A 16,257-nucleotide genomic window follows, 5' to 3' on the forward strand; every position below is an offset into this window, starting at 1 on the left:
CGTACCGCGACGAGGCGGCGTCGTACCCGGGCGCGGCGGCGGGCGGCCCCGGGGGCCACGGCCCGGGCGCGGAACCGGACCCGGGCTACGGTTCCGGTTACGGCGCCGGTCACAGCTCCGGCTACGAGGACGTCGTCCTGGCCGCGCTCGGCGAACTCGGCACCGGCGTGGACTGCTCCGGGCTGCGCAGCCTGCCGCTGGAGGGGCCGCAGGTGCTGTGGCTGGTGACGGCGGGCGAGATGGACCTGTTCGCGGTGGACCCGGCGGGCGTGGGCACCTGGCACTTCCTGGGCCGGCTGGGCAGCGGCACCCTGCTGCTCGGCCCGGTGCAGGGCCCGCACCACACGCTGGTCAGCCGCCCGCTCCAGGGCTGCGCGGTGCGGCGGATCGCGCTGCGCGAGCTGTACCCGCCGGCCGCCTGGCCGGGGCAGGAGTACGGCTACGGGGTCCCGGACGGCTACGGCGGTCAGGCCGACCCGTACGGATACGGCGAGCAGGGCGCGTACCCGGCGCAGGCCCCGTACGGCTACCCGCCCGATCCGCTGCTGGAGGACGCCTTCGCCCGCGGGCTCGGGCGGGGCCTGCGGGTGCTGTTCGAGGCGCGGGTGGACGGCCGCCCGGCGGTGGCCGACGCGACGGCCGACGACGACATCCTGTGGCTGCCGGTGGACCCCGGCAGTGTGCAGTACGGCGCCGCCTTCGGCGCGGACAGCGCCGGTGACCTGCTGATCGACGGCGCGATGTGGCAGCGCATGGTCACTCAGCAGTCCCGGCTGCTGACCTCGCTGGGCCGCTGGATCGAGAAGCTGGAGCAGGCGCACGAGGAGCGCGCCGCGGCCGGGATGCGGGCCGGCGAGGCGGCCGGCGAGCAGGCCGACCGGGCGCTGCTGGCGTCCATCGGGCGGACCGGGCGGACCGGGGCGCGCGGCGCCGGCGCGGACGACGCGACCGTGGCGGTGTGCCGGCTGGTGGGCGCGGCGGCCGGCATCGAGGTGACCGCACCGACGGGAAGCGCCGACGAGCGGGTTTCCGCGGTCGAACGCGTCGCTCTTGCCTCGGGTTTCCGCAGCCGTACGGTCCGGCTCGGCGGTCGCTGGTGGCGCGAGGACAGCGGCCCGCTGGTCGGCCACCGGGCCGGCACCGGCACGCCGGTGGCGCTGCTGTGGCGGCGCGGCCGGTACGAGGCGGTGGACGCGCGCGGCCGGCGCACGGTCGTGGACGGCGCGAACGGCGGCCAGTTCGAGGAGCGGGCCGTGATGTTCTACCGGCCGCTGCCGCCGGGCCCGCTGACGCTGCGCCGGATGCTGCGGTTCGGCCTGCGCGGCACGGCCGCTGACCTGCGCAACCTGGTCATCGGCAGCCTGGTCGCGGTGGGGCTGGGCGCGCTGGTGCCGCTCGCCACCGGGCAGGTGCTCGGCTCCTACGTGCCGAACGGCGAGAGCGGGCTGATCACGCAGGCGGCGGTGGCGATCGTGGTGGCCTCGGTGGTCGCGGCGTTCTTCATGCTGCTGCAGAACCTGGCGATCCTGCGGCTGGAGGGCCGGATCGAGGCGACCCTCCAGCCTGCCGTGTGGGACAGGCTGCTGCGCCTGCCGACCGCCTTCTTCGCCGGCCGTTCCACCGGGGAACTGGCCAGCGCGGCGATGGGCATCAGCGCGATCCGCCGGGTGCTGTCCGGGGTCAGTTCGGTGGCGGTGCAGTCCGGCACGGTCGCGGTGGTCAACCTGGTGCTGCTGTTGTGCTTCAGCGTGCCGCTGGCGCTGGTGGCGCTGGGCCTGCTGGTGGTGGTGGCCGCGCTTTTCCTGGCCATGGGGCTGTGGCAGGTGCGCTGGCAGCGGCGGCTGGTCGAACTGGGCAACAAGCTCAACAACCAGGCGTTCCAGACCCTGCGCGGGCTGCCGAAGCTGCGAGTGGCGGCCGCGGAGAGCTTCGCCTACGCGGCCTGGGCCACCCGGTTCGCCCGCAGCCGTGAACTCCAGCAGCGGGTGGGCCGGATCCGCAACCTGACCACCGTGCTCAACGCGGTCTACCTGCCGCTGAGCATGCTGATCCTGTTCCTGCTGCTGGCCGGGCCGGCCCGCGGCAGCCTGTCGGCGAGCGGCTTCCTGACCTTCAGCACGGCGGTGACCATGATGCTGACCTCGGTCACCCAGGTGACCGGAGCGCTGGTCCAGGCGGTGTCGGTGCTGCCGGTGTTCGAGCAGGTCGCCCCGCTGCTGCGGGAACCGCCCGAGGTGCGCGAGGGCAGCGCGCAGCCGGGCGAGCTGACCGGCGGGATCGAGGCGCAGGGGCTGTCCTTCCGTTACGCCGAGGACGGGCCGCTCGTGCTGGACGACGTGTCCTTCCGGGTCGCGCCCGGGGAGTTCGTGGCGGTGGTGGGGGCCAGCGGCTGCGGCAAGTCCACACTGCTGCGGCTGCTGATCGGCTTCGACCGGCCGGTCGCGGGCAGCGTGCTCTACGACGGCCAGGACCTGGGCGCCCTCGACCAGGCCGCGGTGCGCCGGCAGTGCGGGGTGGTGCTGCAGAACGCGCGGCCCTTCACCGGGTCGATCCTGGACTGCATACGCGGCGCCGACGGGGAGTTCACGCTGGAGGAGGCCTGGCAGGCCGCGGCGCTGGCCGGGCTGGCCGAGGACATCAAGGCGATGCCGATGGGGATGCACACGGTGATCTCCGACGGCGGCGGCGCGGTCTCGGGCGGCCAGCGGCAGCGGCTGATGATCGCCGCCGCGCTGATCCGCCGGCCGCGGGTGCTGTTCCTGGACGAGGCGACCAGCGCCCTGGACAACGGCACACAGCGGATCGTCATCGACAGCACCCGGGCGATGAAGACGACCCGGATCGTCATCGCGCACCGGCTCTCCACCATCATGGACGCCGACCGGGTGATCGTCATGGCCGCCGGGCAGGTCGTCCAGCAGGGCCCGCCCGCGGACCTGCTCGCCGACACCGGCGGCCTCTTCCACGAGCTGGTGCACCGGCAGATCGGCTGAGCACGTGCCGTACGCCCGCGTGCACAATGAGGCATGCGCCTGCTGCTGATCTCCGACACCCACCTGCCCAAGCGGGCCAGGGCCCTGCCGGAGCAGGTGCTCGCCGAGGTGGACCGGGCCGACGTCGTGCTGCACGCCGGGGACTGGGTGGACGTGGCGACCCTGGACCTGCTGGAGCGCCGGTCCCGCCGCCTGATCGGGGTGTACGGCAACAACGACGGCCCGCGGCTGCGGGCGCGGCTGCCGGAGATCGCGCGGGCCGAGCTGGGCGGGCTGCGCTTCGCGGTGGTGCACGAGACCGGCGACGCCAAGGGCCGCGAAGCCCGCTGCGCCCGCCGCTTCCCCGACACCGACGTGCTGGTCTTCGGCCACAGCCACATCCCCTGGGACTCCGTCGCCCCCGGCGGCCTGCGCCTGCTCAACCCGGGCTCCCCCACCGACCGCCGCCGCCAGCCCCACCACACCTACCTGACGGTGACAATCCGCGACGCCCTGCTCACCGAGGTCCTGCTGCACTGCCTGCCGGCCCGCACGCCCGGCACCTGACGACACGCGCGGCGTGCGTCGGGTACGGCCGTTCGAGTGACGGGCCCCGGCTATAGGGGCACGAGGGGCCTCCTGTTCGCCGTACAACGGCGGGAGCTGATCCCGTTTGCGGGGTTCTGCGGTCGCTGTCAGCCTGAAGGGGCATTCGAGGGGCGGTCGTGAGGTGAGGGAGATGGTGCCATGGCATCGCAGCTCATCGGCCCTTTCCGGACGTCCGGTCCGAGTGGACGCGTGGGGACGGTCCGCTGAGCCCCGTCGTCGGTTTCTCCGGCCGCGGCCGCCCCGTGCCGTGTCCGCGACGCGCCCCGAGGCCGGGGCGTGAGGCCCGCCCCCGCGAGGGAAAGCGAGGTGACGCCGTGAGCGCCGCACCCACCCCATTGCTGCACCAGGTCGGCGAGCGCGCCGTGGCCTGGCTGGACGACAACCGGGAGTACTTCCGGCTGAGCGAGGAGGAGCTGGCCAGGCCGCGGTCGGTGCTGGAGCGGGTCCGGCCGATCGGGGAACTGGCCGGCAACATGGGGGTGCTGGCCCGCGAGGGCGTGGCGGGCTCGCGGCAGCACGAACGCTCCGCGCGGCTGCTGGACTTCGCCTGGCGGGAACTGCTCGACGACGGCGACGTGCTGGCCGAGGTCCAGTTCCACGAGCCGCTGTCCCCGGTGCCGCTGGAGGTGTACGCCTCCTTCCACGAACTGGGCCACCGCCACCCCGGCGTGGAGGAGGGCATCGAACTGGCCCGGTCCACGGCCAGTTGGCGGGCCCTGGAGATGCTGCCCAACCGCCGCCTGGGCGTGCTGAACGCCGAGCGCCGCATCGGGCTGCCGCCCACCGGCGACTTCGGCGAGGCACTGGCCGCCACCTGGCTGGGCCGCACCCCCGAGCCGTGGACGGTGCAGTACCACATCGCGTACGACCTCACCCGCACCGTGTTCCACCTCACCAACTGGGGCGAGGCGCCCGGCCGCATCCCGCCGCCGATCGCGGAGTACCTGACGTCGTATCTGCCGGCCTGGCTGGACGACTGGGCGGACCACGGCCACTGGGACCTGCTGGGCGAACTCCTCGTCGTGGACGCCTGCCTGCCCGCGCCGACCCTCGACGCCGACCTGTGGGCCCGGTACGCGGCGGCCCAGGCCGGCTCCGGCGCGATGCCGGCCCAGTACGCCATGCCCCCCGAGGACGACCCGGGCGCGCTCTTCGACCAGGTCCACCACCCCACCCTGGTGGCCGCGTTCGCCTCGGCGATGGCCACCTCGCGGGCCCTGGGTCTCATGTCACCCACTGCGCACACCTGAGCGGCACCCGCCGGACGCCCGCCGGTCATGCGGCCGTCATCCGGGCGGCCGTATCCGGCCATGCCGGCGTGCGCAGACTGTGCGCTGCACAGCGGGGCAGCAGCGCACAGTCGAAGGAGGAGATTTGATGAGACTTGACGTCCTCCCCGCCTAGAGGACGGGGTTTCCTTCCACGGCTGTGTGGCCGTCTGGGTGGGTTCCTGTTTCGCGGCGCTGTGCCGGGATCGCTCCCGGTCTTATCTGCGCTCCGCAGGCGTTTAGCCTGTCCGCCCGTCCGGCGGCCAGGGTGTTCTTGGCGGCGTTGTGGTCACGGTCGTGGACGGCCCTGCAGCCCCGGCAGGTCCAGGTACGGACGTGCAGGGGCTTGGGGCCGTCCTTGACGCCGCAGGCCGAGCAGACCTGGGAGGTCGGCTCGAACCTTCCGATACGGCCGAAGTACCGGCCGTGCTTGGCGGCCTTGTACTCCAGCATGGTGACGAACTGGGACCATCCCGCGTCGTGCACGGACTTGGCCAGGCGGGTGCGTGCGAGGCCGGACACCGCGAGGTCTTCCACGTACACCGCTTGGTTCTCGCGGATGATCCTCGTGGATTCCTTGTGGTGCCAGTCCCGGCGCCGGTCCGCGACCTTCGCGTGCTGACGCGCGACCTTCCTGCGTGCCTTGTCCCGGTTCCTCGACCCCTTCTGACAGCGACTGAGTGCCTTCTGCAGGCGCCGCAGCTTCTTCTCCACGCGGCGCAGGAACTTCGGCGCCGCAATCCTGCGGCCGTCGGACAGGACCGCAAAGTGGCTCAGTCCCAGGTCCAGGCCGACCTCGGTGCTGACGTGGGGGAGAATGTCCGGCTGGGTCTCGACGACGAAGGAAGCCCAGTACCGGCCAGCGGCGTCAAGGGTGATGGTGACGCTGGTCGGAACCGCCGGGAGCGGGCGAGACCAGCGCACCGCAAGGTCACCGACCTTGGCCACATACAGGCGCCCGTTGTCCCGCAGGGAGAACCCGTTGGCCGTCAGCCGGATCGACTGCCGATTGTCGCGCTTGGACTTGAACCGGGGCTCTGCGACCCTCGGGCCCCTGCGCTTGCCGGTGACCGAGGCGAAGAAGTTCCGGTAGGCGGTGTGCAGGTCACGCAGGGACTGCACCAGCACCACCGACGACACCTCCGCCAGCCAGGCCCGCTCCCCGGTGCGCTTCGCGGCGGTGATCACCAACTTCTGAAGATCGGTGTCGCGGATGTACGGCAGCCCCGCCCCATGGGCCTCCCGGCGGGCACGCAACCCGTCGTTGAAAACCACCCGGGCGCACCCGAACGCCCTCGCCAGCGCGGCACACTGACCAGGCTCGGGATACACACGGTAATTGAAGCGAAGCTGCACGTGATCACCCTAGCATTCGATCCATGCCCACAGACCATGAAGGAGGACGAAGGGGCGGCCTGCTGGTGGGCGCCGGCCACCAGTCGATCGACGCCTACGTGGGCGACGCGGGCACCGCCGACGCGAAGCAGGCGCTGCTGGCCGCCGGGATCACCCCGGTCGCCAAGGAGCCGTACCTCGACCTCGGCGCCCTGGTGACCTCGCTGGACCCGACCGGCGGCTTCTTCGGCCACGACAAGGTCGAGGGCGTGGCCAGCACCGACGGCGGCAGGACCGTCGTGGTCAGCAACGACAGCGACTTCGGGGTGGACGGCACCATCGGCGACACGCCGCCCTTCGCGATCCACGCCAAGATCCTGCCGAACGGCCGGCAGGACGACGGGGAGTACCTGGCGATCGACACCACCAGGCTGAACGACCCGGTGCGCACCGCCACCGTACGCATCACCGTGCGCTGAACCGCGCCGGCCCGGCCGCTCCCGCGATCGGCGGGGGCGGCCGGGCCCGTTCCCGGCCGTCAGGCCTGCGCGGCGCCGGGCAGCGCGGCCAGCCACCGGTGGAAGTGAGCGGTGTCCGCGCCGGTGAGCGGGACGCCGTGGGCGAAGCCGACCGCGGTGACGGTTTCGGGGATCCGGGCCAGGGCGGCGGCCCTGGTGCCGGGGGCGGCGGCCAGGGCGGCGGGGCCGAGGGCGAGCCGGCCGCCGCGGTGGAAGAGGGCGTCCCCGGCGAGCAGGGTGCCGCTCGGCTCGTGGAGGAGCACGATGTGCCCGGGGCTGTGGCCCGGGGTGTGCAGCACCCGGAGGCCGGCGTCGACCACGTCGCCGTCGGTGAGGGTGGCGTCGGGCTCGAACGGGGTCCAGTGCAGTTTCGGCAGCCGGTCCAGCAGCCGGCCGGCGGCGCCGGAGCGGCCCTCGGGTGGCACCCGGCCGGCCGTCAGCCAGGGTGCGTCGGCGTGGTGGACGAGGATGCGGGCGCCGGTGCGCCGCCGCAGTTCGGCGGCGCCCTGCACATGGTCGGGGTGGGCGTGGGTGAGCACCACCCGGCGGATGTCCGCGGGCCGGCGGCCCACGTCGGCGACGGCGGCCAGCAGGGTGTGCGGCGCCTTCGCCCAGCCGACGTCGACCAGGGTGAGGCCGTCGTCGCCCGCCACCAGGAAGGCGTTGTCACGGGGCGTGGTGGCCACGAGGGTGACCGCGGGGGCCAGTTGCACGGTGTCAGCTCTTTCCGGAAGGTTGCGGGTGGCCCGGCCGACCGCTTGTCCCCGGTACGGGCACGTATCCCTCGCGGGCCAGCTTGGGCAGGATGCCGCCGGCCGCGAGGATGTCCAGGACCAGCGGCGGCAGGGCGCCGCCGGGCAGGCGGGTGCCGGTGGCGGGGTTCTCCGCCCAGCCCTCGGCGATGTCCATGCGCAGGGTGTCGCCGTCGGCGAACGCGGCGGTGACGCCGGGCACGGTCAGCGCGGGCAGGCCGTGGTTGACGGCGTTGCGCAGGAACAGGGAGTTGAACTCCTCGGCGACCAGCGCGGCCACACCGAGTTCGCGGAACAGGGCGGCGACCGGGCGGGAGGAGCCCAGGCCGAAGTTGCGCCCGGCCACCACGATGTCGCCGGGCCGTACCAGGCCGGTCCAGCCGGGCCGCAGTTCGTAGAAGACGTGCCGGGCCGCCTCGGGCAGCGGCAGCTTCATGGCGAAGGCCGGGTACATCGCGTCGGTGGTGACCGAGTCGCCCACCACCCAGGCCCGGCCGGTGATCAGGGTGTCCATCGGGCGAGTTCCTCCCGGGGATCGGTGACCCGGCCGGTGAGCGCGGAGGCGGCCACCGTGGCCGGGGAGGCCATGTAGATCTCGGCGTCCGGACTGCCCATGCGGCCGGTGAAGTTGCGGGTGGAGGAGGTCAGGCACACCTCGCCGGGGGCGAGCAGGCCCATGTGGTAGCCGAAGCAGGCGCCGCAGGTGGAGTTGGTGACCACCGCCCCGGCGTCGGCGAGGTCCTGGAGGTAGCCGGCCCGCAGCGCCTCCCGGTAGACGGCCTGCGAGGCGGGGGTGACCAGCAGCCGCACGCCGGGGGCGACCTTGTGGCCGCGCACCACCCGCGCGGCGACGGCCAGGTCCTCCAGCTGGCCGTTGGCGCACGAGCCGATGAAGCACTGCTGCACCGGCCGGCGTTCGATCGCCGAGACCGGCAGGGCGTTGTGGCTGACCGTGCCGGGGCGCGCCACGTACGGTTCCAGGCCGGACAGGTCGACGGTGCGCACGGCCGCGTACTCGGCGTCCGGGTCCGGGTCGGCGGCCTCGTAGCTGTCCGGCGGCGCGCCGCGGGCGGCCAGGAAGTCGCGGGCCAGGTCGTCGACGGGGAAGGTGGAGAAGTCCGCGGAGACCTCGGCGCCCTGGGTGGCGATGGTGCGGCGGTCGTTCATGGGGACGGAGGCCAGGCCCGGCCCGCCGTACTCCAGGTTGTGGTTGGTGGCGTCGCCCCAGGTGCCGGCGATGTGCAGGAAGACGTCCTTGCCGGACACGCCGGCCGGCAGGGCGCCGGTCAGCTCGTAGCGGATGGTCGGGGCGACCTGGAACCAGGTGGCCCCGGTGCACAGGATCGCGTAGACCTCGGCCGGGCCCAGGCCCCGGGCGGCGGTGTTGTAGGCGCCGGCCGCGCAGGTGTGGGAGTCGGTGCAGGCCAGCACCTCGCCGGGCCGGGCCAGGCCGTTCTCGGCGATGACCTGGTGGCAGATGCCGTGCCGGCCCACGTCGTAGAACTTCTCGACGCCGAAGTCGCGGACGAACGCGCGGGCGTGGGTGCCGCCGGCCGCGTCGTGCACGGAGGGCGCCGGGACCGCGTGGTCCATGATCACGGCGACCTTGTCGGGGTCGTGGATGCGCAGCGGCCGCACCCAGCTCGTGGCGAACTGCAGGTCGATCAGGACCGTCAGGTCCACCTCGCAGACCACGGTGTCGCCGGGCCGCACCCGGGCCAGGCCCGCCTTGCGGGCGAGGATGCGCTCGATCGCGGTCATGCCCATCGGGCGGCCTCCTTGCCGCGGGCGCCGGGGCGGTCGTGATCGGCGCGCTCGCGGTCGTCGTCCCCGTCGGGCGTGCGGTCGTCGTTCCGGTCGTACGTTTCCGCGGGCGCCCGGTCCGTACGGTGGCGGTCGCCGATCGCCGACCACTCGCGCAGGCCGACCAGTTCGAACAGGCCGCGCGGGCCGGGGGCGACCTCCGGCAGGGTGCCGCCGAGCCGGGTCAGGGCGTCCAGGCCGTGCAGGACGTAGGGGGCGAGCAGAGCGCCGGGGTGGATGGCGATGCGGTAGCCGAGCGCGGCCAGGCGCTCGGGGGCCGTGTCGGGGGTGAGGCCGCCCTGCACCATGTTGATCAGCAGCGGCGCCTCGACCTCGGCGGCGATCCGCTCGATCTCGGCCGCGCTCTGCGGGGCTTCCACGAAGATCATGTCGGCGCCGGCCGCCGCGTACCGGTTGGCGCGCTCGATGGCGGCGGAAAGGCCCAGCGGGGCGCGGGCGTCGGTGCGGGCGACGATCACCAGGTCCGGGTCGTCGCGGGCGTCGAGCGCGGCCCGCAGCCGGGCCTCGAACCCGGCGGCCGGGACCAGTTCCTTGTCCGGCAGGTGGCCGCACTTCTTGGGGAACGCCTGGTCCTCCAGTTGCACGGCGGCGACCCCGGCCCGCTCGTAGCCGCGGACGGTACGGGTCACGTTCAGCGGGGCGCCGTAGCCGGTGTCGGCGTCGGCGATCAGCGGCAGGCCGGCCAGTGACTCGGCGACGATCCGGGCCCGTTCGGTCATCTCGGTGGCGGTCAGCAGGCCGATGTCGGGCACCCCGAAGCCGGCCACGGCCACGCCCGCCCCGGTCAGGTAGGCGGCGCCGAATCCGGTACGGGCCACCAGGGCGGCCGACAGGCCGTCGTACACGCCGGGCGCGGTGATCAGGCCGCCGGCGTCGAGCAGGGCGCGCAGCCGCGCGCCGGGTGAGAGAGCTGGCACGGTGGTTCCTCCCGGAGTGGGGGTCAGTCGAGGGCGCCGCGTACGGGGGCGGCGAGCAGGGCGACCAGCGGGGCGAGGTCGGGCAGGTCCTCCAGGCCGAGGACGGCCTCCTCGATGGCGGCGGCCCGGCGGTCGTCGGTGACCCGGCCGGTGAGCGCGCGGAATTTGGCGCGGATCTCCTGATCGGTGAGCGGGTCGCCGGGGCCGCCGTGCGGGCGGCGGGCGGCGGCGGTCACGGCGGCGCCGTCGCGCAGCTCCAGGGTGATCCGGGTGTTGTAGCCGGGTTCGTCCCAGGCGGGGTCCTGCGGGGTGTCGACCCGGGCGACCTCGGTACGGGCCAGCAGGTCCCACACGTCGTCGGCGTCGAGCCGGTCGGAGGTGAACTGCTCGGGCCGCACATGACCGTCGAGCAGTGCGACGGCCACCGCGTAGCCGATGTTCATCTGGGCGCCGATGGCGGTCAGCGGGCGCTGCGGCGGCCACCAGCCGTGGTCGTGGATGGTGGCGGGCACCTCGATGCGGATCCGGGCGACGGCCTCGGCGGTGAGCCGGTGCTCGGCGGCCAGCGCGAGGACGAGGTCGATGGCCGGGTGCAGGCCGCCCATGGCCGCGTGGATCTTCACGGTGACGCCCTCGGTGTGCCACTGCGTGCCGAGGCCGGCGGTGATCGCGTCCGGGTCGGGTTCGTGGCCCTCGCCGAAGACGGCCAGGAAACCGCCGTAGGGCCGCTCGTACACCCGCTTGATGCCGGTGTAGCCGGCCTGGGCGAGGCCGGCGGCGTAGTAGCCGTTGCGGGCGGCCAGGCCGTGGTGCATGCGCTTGGACATCGCCTCGTACTGGGCGGCCATCAGCCCGGCGGACTGGGTGGCGGCCAGACCGAGCGCGTCCTCGAAGGCGGCGGCGTCCAGGCCGCGCAGTGCCCCGCAGGCGGCCGCGGCGGCGTGGGTGCCGAAGACCGGTCCGGAGTGCCAGCCGCGCAGCAGCATCTGCGGGCCGTGCAGGGCCAGGCCCACCCGGGCCCCGGTCTCGACGCCGAGCATGGTGGCGCGCAGCAGGTCCGCGCCGCTCACCGGGTCCTTGCCGGCGGCGGTGGCCAGCAGCGCGGGCAGCACCAGGGACATGGTGTGCAGGGGCGCGGGCGGGAAGTAGTCGTCGAGTTCGAAGCCCTGGACGAAGGTGCCGCCGAGGACCGCGGCGGCGGGCGCGCTGGTGGTGCGGCCCCAGCCGATGAGCGGGACGTCGCCGCCGCCCTCCATGGCCAGCACCGCCTCGGTCGCGGTGCGCGACCACGGCAGGCGGGCGCCGATCAGGGCGCAGCCCAGGCCGTCCAGGACCAGGTGGCGGGCGCGTTCGCGGACCTGCGGCGGGATCGCCTCCAGCGGGGTGCCGGCCAGCCAGGCGGCGAGGGTGCCGGTGGGGCCGTCGGGATCGGTGGGCCCGTGCGGACCGGTGCGGGGGGCCGGGGGCGTCGGTGCGGGCACCGCGCTCACCTCCAGGGGGGGGTCGCGGGGTCGTCCAGGACCGCCGGGGGTGCCCGGCGGCTTGCTCGATATTAGAATTTATAACATCTACTTCTGTCCAGTACCCCGCTAGGCTGGTGGCCGTGGTCCTGAAACGTACGAACCTGCCCCGTACCGCCGAGGCGGTGGCGCTCGCCGAGCTGCGGGACGCCATCGTGCGCGGCGACCTGCCGCCGGGCACCCCGATCCGGCAGGGCGCCGCGGCCGAGCAGTTGGGGCTGAGCGTGATCCCGGTGCGCGAGGCGCTCAAGACGCTGGCGGGCGAGGGCATCGTCACGTACCAGGCGCAACGCGGTTACACCGTCGCGCAGTTGCTCCCGCAGAGCGTGGACGGCGTGTTCAAGGTGCGGGCCCTGCTGGAGTCGGCGGCCGAGGCGGAGGCCGCGGCCCGGCTGCGCCCGCAGGACGTGACGGCGATGCGGGAGGCGCTGGGCGCGCAGCGTGCGGCGGTGGCCGCGGGTGACGCGCACGCGGCGATCCTGGCCAACCGGGCCTTCCACTTCGCCCTGCTGGACCGGTGCGGCAACGAATGGCTGCTGCGGTTCACCCGACAGCTCTGGGACGCCCTCGAACCGCACCGGGCGGTGGCCTACCGCCGCATCGCGCTGGCCGGCGACGCGGCGCGGGCGACCGCGATCCTGGACGAGCACGCGGGCGTGGCCGACGCCTTCGAGGCGGGCGACACCGCCCGGGCGCTGGAACTGCTGGCCGCCCACCGGGCCGGCGGGCAGGGTGACTTCCACCACTTGCTGCCGGGTGCGGCGGCAGACGACGGGGCGCGCGCGGACGTGGACGCGGGCTGAGCGCGGCGCGCCGGCCGTACGCTGCCCGTCGCCGGGTCAGTGGTCCGGTGCGGCCCGGGTGATGTCGGCGAGCGCGGACTGCGGTTCGTCGAGCAGGGCGAGGTCGCCGAGCGAGAGGACGCCGACCGGGCAGCCGCCGCGTTCCACCACCGGGATCCGGCGCACCGCGTGCTCGCGCATCAGGGCCGCGGCGTGCTCGGTGGTGTCGTCGGCCGACACCGTGACCAACGGCGGGTGGGTGCAGACCCGGCCCGCGGTGGTGGTCGCGGGGTCCAAGCCGTGGCCGAGCGCGCGCACCACGATGTCCCGGTCGGTGAGCACCCCGAACAGGTCGCAGTCGTACGTCACCAGCACCTCGCCGACATCGCGCTCGCTCATCAGCCGCGCCGCGTCGTCCAGCGACGCCATCGGCTCGACGGCCGCGGCACCGGCCGACATCACCTCGCGTACCACCCGCGTCATGGCAGCCTCCCGGATCGGTGGTCTCCCCCGATACGTGGCCCCCCGAGTGGGCTCAGCGCCCGCCACGAGCCTTGCCGCGCCGGCTCCCGCCAAACCCCGACGGCGTGGCGCCCGCCGGGACCGGCGCCGCCGCGACCGCCTCGTCGGCCAGCGCCCGCACCTCCCGGCGCAGCCGGCCCAGCGCGTCACCCGGGGCGCCGATGCCGTTCAGCTTCAGCCGGACCTTCTCCACCCGCGGGTCGGCCCGAGCGTCAACGGCCAGCGTCATCGCCTCGCGCAGCAGCAATTCGTGGTACGCCAGCAGCGCCGCCGCCCGGTCGCGCAACGGCGCGACCTCGTCGTCCAACTCCAGCGCGTGCAGCCGCGCGGTGAGCCCCACGTACACCCGGCTCTGCTGCCCGGCACTGCGCACCGCCGGCGTCAAGTCCAGCACCGGCGCACCGCACGCCGCCACAGCCCCGTCCGCCGGCCCCTGAGCCGCGGCCGCCTCGTCCAGGATCGATGCCAGGAGCAGCAGTTGGACCGGCTTCAGCATCTCGCCTCCCTCCCCCAGTGTGCGCCCCGCTCCCCGCGGTGGGAATCTCCGACAATGCCCTTTGCGGCCGGCGCCTGTGGAGGGGCCCGGCAGGGCTTGTGCGAGGGGTGGTACGGAGGGGGCGCGCGGGTGGGGGGGCGGCGCCCCCGCTGCCGGGAGATTTGCCGAGGGCTCCTGGGCTCCCGCCCGGGGAGCGGAAGGGCTTGCGCGAGGGGTGGGTACGGAGGGGGCGCGGGGGGAATCTCCGACGACGCCGCAGGCCCGGCGGAGCTCATCCGGGGGTACGCAAGGGGCGCACGCGCGGGCGGCGGCGCCTGAGCGGGGGCGCTTGGTGAGGGCGTACCCGCCGCCCATAGCAGCGCGAAGGGGGCGCGGGCTGAGTCTGGGGCGAGTGTCACCCCGACGGGTGGTGTCAGGTGAGCGGGGCGGGGCAGGGCGGCGTATGCAGGAGGGGACGCCGGTGGTTGCCGGCGTCGCCGCCCGCCGGCGGCAGGCACGCGTGCCTTGGAGCGATCCCATGACGGACGCCGGCCCTTCCGCCGCCCAGGACGACCCCGCCGAACCGGGACCACGCCCCGCCTCGGACGGCTCCGCGGGGCGAGGAGCAACGGAGGAACGCCCTGACGACTCCGAATCCGACCCCGCCGAACCGGCACCGCGCTCCGCCGCGGGTGACTCCGCGACGGAAGGACAAGCCGGAGGCCACCCTGCCTCGGGCGACCCAGTACCTGGCGGTTCCACGGCGCAGGAGTCGGCCCCCGATCGGCCATCGAATGCCGGCCCCCGCACCTACGGACGGGCCCAGCCGGAAACACCCCCCGCCGCAGGTGGCGCAGCACGAAGACCGATCGGGGGCCCACCCGACAGCACGGACACCAGCCCCACCACCCACGGACGGGCCCAGCCGGAAACACCCCCCGCCGAAGGTGGCGCAGCACGAAGGCCGATCGGGGCCCCACCCGACGGCACGGACACCGGCCCCACCACCCACGGACCGGCCCAGCCGGGACCACCCCCCGCCGCAGGTGGCGCAGCCCGGGGGGCGGCCCCCGGACGGGCCTCGGACGTCACCCCCGCCACCTGCTCACCGCACGCCTCGGGCGCTGGATCAGCGCTGAGAGGGCTGGACGGGGGGCGGCCGGATGTCGGGGAGCGGTGTGAGTTGTGTACGGGGGCGGTGGGGGTCGAGCACCGGCATCTGGTGGATCTGGAGCAGCGGGTGCTGGCGTGTGCGTGTGGGGCGTGTGCGACGTTGTTCGACCGGGAGGGGGCGTGCGGGGGGCGGTTCCGGACGGTGCCGGAGCGGTATGTGGGGGATCCGCAGTGGCGGCCGGCGCCGGAGGCGGGCAAGGCGCTGGCGGCGCTGGACGTACGGGGCGGGCTGGCGTTCTTCGTGCGCAGGTGCGGCGCCGGGCAGGTGCTGGCGGTGCGGCCGGGGCCGGCCGGGCCGGTGGAGAGCGAGGTCGAGCCGGGGCTGTGGCAGGCCGCGTTCGCCGGTGCCGCGCCGGCCCGGCTGCTGGTGGACGACGTGGAGGCGCTGCTGCTGTGGTCGGACACCGGCCGGGCCCGCTGCGCGCTCGTACCGCTGGACGCCGCCTTTGCCCTGCTGGCCGCGCTGCGTCCGCTGTGGCGGGAGCCCGACGGCGGTCCGGCCGCCCGCGCCCGGGTCACCGCCTTCCTCGCGGACCTCGACCGCCGGGCCGTCCCCGTACCCGCGACCGCCCGGTGGGGCACCCCCGCCTGACCGCTCAAAAGGCACAAAGGGCCCGGGCACCCGGAGGCCGCCAGGTGCCCGGGGTCATGGGACCCGAGCCGCCCCCCGAGGACCGGGGCTCGGGTCAGGTCGAGTCGCCCCGCTGTCCGACCGCCGCCTGGGCGCGTGCGGTCAGCTCGCTCGGGACCGGGGGCGGGGAGACCGCGCCCGGTTCGCCGTCGGTACGGGACTCGCCGTCGGTCGCGGCCGATCCCTTGTCCTGGGCGATGTACCGGGCCACGGCCTTCGCGCTCTCCATGAACTGGGACGGGAAGACGATCGTGCTGTTCTTGTCCCCGGCGATCTCGGCCAGGATCTGGAGGTTCCGCAACTGGAGGGCGACCGGGTGATCGGCGATGACGTCCGCGGCCTCGGCGAGCCGTCCGGCGCTCAGTGCCTCGCCCTCGGCCGCGATGATCTTCGCCCGCTTCTCCCGTTCGGCCTCGGCCTGGCGGGCCATCGCGCGCTGCATGGACACCGGCAGTTCGATGTCCTTGAGCTCGACCAGGAAGACGTACACGCCCCACTGCTGCGTGGTCCGGTCCAGGATCTCCCGGATCGCCAGGTTGAGCGTCTGGGTGTCGGTGAGCACCTGGTCGAGCATCGAGCGGCCGACGACATTGCGGACGGTGGTCTGCGCGATCTGGCCGACCGCGGCCGAGACGTCCTCGATCTCGACGATGGACTTCACCGCGTCCACCCGGCGGAAGTACGCGACCGCCGCCACGTGGATCGACACGTTGTCCTGGGTGATGATCTGCTGCGAAGGCACCGGCATGGTGACCGTGCGCAGGCTGACCTTCACCATCCGGTCGGACAACGGGATCATGAAGTGGAAGCCGGGTTTGCGCACCCCGTGCAGGCGGCCCAACCGCAGCACCACTCCGCGCTCGTACTGCCGCACGATGGCGGCTCCCATATTCGACACGGTCTCCACCTCCTCCGGTGGCCCCTCTTCCAGCATCGCTCGCCCGGACGCGATTCGCCCC

Annotated in this window: 15 protein-coding genes; 6 read left to right on the top strand and 9 right to left on the bottom strand. The window is 74.4% G+C overall.

Going from position 1 to position 16,257, the window contains the following annotated elements; translation table 11 throughout:
* The first annotated feature begins 137 nt into the window (after nt 1-137).
* The 3 genes from ITX44_RS24295 to ITX44_RS24305 all read left to right on the top strand — a co-directional run bounded on the left by ITX44_RS24295 (nt 138) and on the right by ITX44_RS24305 (nt 4,831).
* On the top strand, nt 138-2,993 hold the full coding sequence (locus ITX44_RS24295) for an NHLP bacteriocin export ABC transporter permease/ATPase subunit (RefSeq protein WP_236061488.1): 2,856 nt from the start codon (nt 138-140) through the stop codon (nt 2,991-2,993).
* Nucleotides 2,994-3,026: 33 nt separating this feature from the next.
* Nucleotides 3,027-3,539, top strand: a complete 513-nt coding sequence (locus tag ITX44_RS24300) for a metallophosphoesterase family protein (RefSeq protein ID WP_205359462.1) — start codon at nt 3,027-3,029, stop codon at nt 3,537-3,539.
* A 356-nt stretch (nt 3,540-3,895) separates the two neighbouring features.
* Entirely contained in the window at nt 3,896-4,831 is a 936-nt protein-coding gene (locus ITX44_RS24305) for a DUF6895 family protein (RefSeq protein WP_205359463.1), read from the top strand.
* A 150-nt stretch (nt 4,832-4,981) separates the two neighbouring features.
* Here the strand turns inward: ITX44_RS24305 and ITX44_RS24310 are convergent, their stop codons facing one another.
* Complete coding sequence (locus ITX44_RS24310; protein WP_205359464.1) at nt 4,982-6,205, bottom strand: RNA-guided endonuclease InsQ/TnpB family protein; 1,224 nt, start codon at nt 6,203-6,205, stop codon at nt 4,982-4,984.
* A 23-nt stretch (nt 6,206-6,228) separates the two neighbouring features.
* On the opposite strand from ITX44_RS24310, the gene ITX44_RS24315 reads away from it, so the two are divergent.
* Nucleotides 6,229-6,663 carry a hypothetical protein gene (locus ITX44_RS24315; RefSeq protein ID WP_205359465.1) on the top strand — a complete coding sequence of 145 codons (435 nt, stop codon included), beginning with the start codon at nt 6,229-6,231 and terminating at the stop codon, nt 6,661-6,663.
* A 59-nt stretch (nt 6,664-6,722) separates the two neighbouring features.
* Here ITX44_RS24315 and ITX44_RS24320 read toward each other — a convergent pair whose 3' ends face one another.
* Genes ITX44_RS24320 through ITX44_RS24340 form a run of 5 tightly spaced genes read right to left on the bottom strand, consistent with a single transcriptional unit; the run spans nt 6,723 to nt 11,676 of the window.
* On the bottom strand, nt 6,723-7,415 hold the full coding sequence (locus tag ITX44_RS24320; protein ID WP_205359466.1) for an MBL fold metallo-hydrolase: 693 nt from the start codon (nt 7,413-7,415) through the stop codon (nt 6,723-6,725).
* A gap of 4 nt (nt 7,416-7,419) precedes the next feature.
* Entirely contained in the window at nt 7,420-7,968 is a 549-nt protein-coding gene (locus tag ITX44_RS24325) for a LeuD/DmdB family oxidoreductase small subunit (protein ID WP_205359467.1), read from the bottom strand.
* Entirely contained in the window at nt 7,956-9,221 is a 1,266-nt protein-coding gene (locus tag ITX44_RS24330; RefSeq protein WP_205359468.1) for a 3-isopropylmalate dehydratase large subunit, read from the bottom strand. The genes ITX44_RS24325 and ITX44_RS24330 overlap by 13 nt, the downstream gene beginning before the upstream one ends.
* Nucleotides 9,212-10,195, bottom strand: a complete 984-nt coding sequence (locus tag ITX44_RS24335) for an isocitrate lyase/PEP mutase family protein (protein ID WP_205359469.1) — start codon at nt 10,193-10,195, stop codon at nt 9,212-9,214. The genes ITX44_RS24330 and ITX44_RS24335 overlap by 10 nt, the downstream gene beginning before the upstream one ends.
* Nucleotides 10,196-10,218: 23 nt before the next feature.
* Nucleotides 10,219-11,676 (bottom strand): MmgE/PrpD family protein, encoded by a 1,458-nt coding sequence (locus ITX44_RS24340; RefSeq protein WP_205359470.1) that lies wholly within the window; start codon nt 11,674-11,676, stop codon nt 10,219-10,221.
* 122 nt (nt 11,677-11,798) lie between these two features.
* Between ITX44_RS24340 and ITX44_RS24345 the strand changes: the two genes are divergently transcribed.
* A complete protein-coding gene (locus tag ITX44_RS24345) occupies nt 11,799-12,518 on the top strand; it encodes a GntR family transcriptional regulator (protein ID WP_205359471.1) in 720 nt (239 codons plus the stop codon).
* A gap of 36 nt (nt 12,519-12,554) precedes the next feature.
* Here ITX44_RS24345 and ITX44_RS24350 read toward each other — a convergent pair whose 3' ends face one another.
* Both ITX44_RS24350 and ITX44_RS24355 read right to left on the bottom strand, forming a co-directional pair.
* Nucleotides 12,555-12,980, bottom strand: coding sequence for a CBS domain-containing protein (locus ITX44_RS24350; protein ID WP_205359472.1), 426 nt, complete (start codon nt 12,978-12,980; stop codon nt 12,555-12,557).
* 52 nt (nt 12,981-13,032) lie between these two features.
* Nucleotides 13,033-13,515 (bottom strand): hypothetical protein, encoded by a 483-nt coding sequence (locus ITX44_RS24355; protein ID WP_205359473.1) that lies wholly within the window; start codon nt 13,513-13,515, stop codon nt 13,033-13,035.
* A 517-nt stretch (nt 13,516-14,032) separates the two neighbouring features.
* Between ITX44_RS24355 and ITX44_RS41395 the strand changes: the two genes are divergently transcribed.
* Nucleotides 14,033-15,259: a DUF5947 family protein gene (locus ITX44_RS41395; protein ID WP_236061429.1), complete on the top strand. Its 1,227-nt coding sequence runs from the start codon at nt 14,033-14,035 to the stop codon at nt 15,257-15,259.
* Nucleotides 15,260-15,353: 94 nt separating this feature from the next.
* On the opposite strand, the gene ITX44_RS24365 is transcribed toward ITX44_RS41395, so the two are convergent.
* Nucleotides 15,354-16,187 (bottom strand): slipin family protein, encoded by an 834-nt coding sequence (locus ITX44_RS24365; protein WP_236061500.1) that lies wholly within the window; start codon nt 16,185-16,187, stop codon nt 15,354-15,356.
* Nucleotides 16,188-16,257 lie beyond the last annotated feature (70 nt).

The sequence above is a fragment of the Actinacidiphila acididurans genome, assembly GCF_016918855.1.
GTDB classification, from domain to species: Bacteria; Actinomycetota; Actinomycetes; order Streptomycetales; family Streptomycetaceae; genus Actinacidiphila; species Actinacidiphila acididurans.

Coding starts and splice junctions, on each gene's coding strand:
- ITX44_RS24300 (WP_205359462.1), top strand. CDS start 3,027: ATGCGCCTGCTGCTGATCTCCGACACCCACCTGCCCAAGCGGGCCAGG.
- ITX44_RS24315 (WP_205359465.1), top strand. CDS start 6,229: ATGCCCACAGACCATGAAGGAGGACGAAGGGGCGGCCTGCTGGTGGGC.
- ITX44_RS24325 (WP_205359467.1), bottom strand. CDS start 7,968: ATGGACACCCTGATCACCGGCCGGGCCTGGGTGGTGGGCGACTCGGTC.
- ITX44_RS24330 (WP_205359468.1), bottom strand. CDS start 9,221: ATGGGCATGACCGCGATCGAGCGCATCCTCGCCCGCAAGGCGGGCCTG.
- ITX44_RS24350 (WP_205359472.1), bottom strand. CDS start 12,980: ATGACGCGGGTGGTACGCGAGGTGATGTCGGCCGGTGCCGCGGCCGTC.
- ITX44_RS24355 (WP_205359473.1), bottom strand. CDS start 13,515: ATGCTGAAGCCGGTCCAACTGCTGCTCCTGGCATCGATCCTGGACGAG.
- ITX44_RS41395 (WP_236061429.1), top strand. CDS start 14,033: ATGACGGACGCCGGCCCTTCCGCCGCCCAGGACGACCCCGCCGAACCG.
- ITX44_RS24365 (WP_236061500.1), bottom strand. CDS start 16,187: ATGGGAGCCGCCATCGTGCGGCAGTACGAGCGCGGAGTGGTGCTGCGG.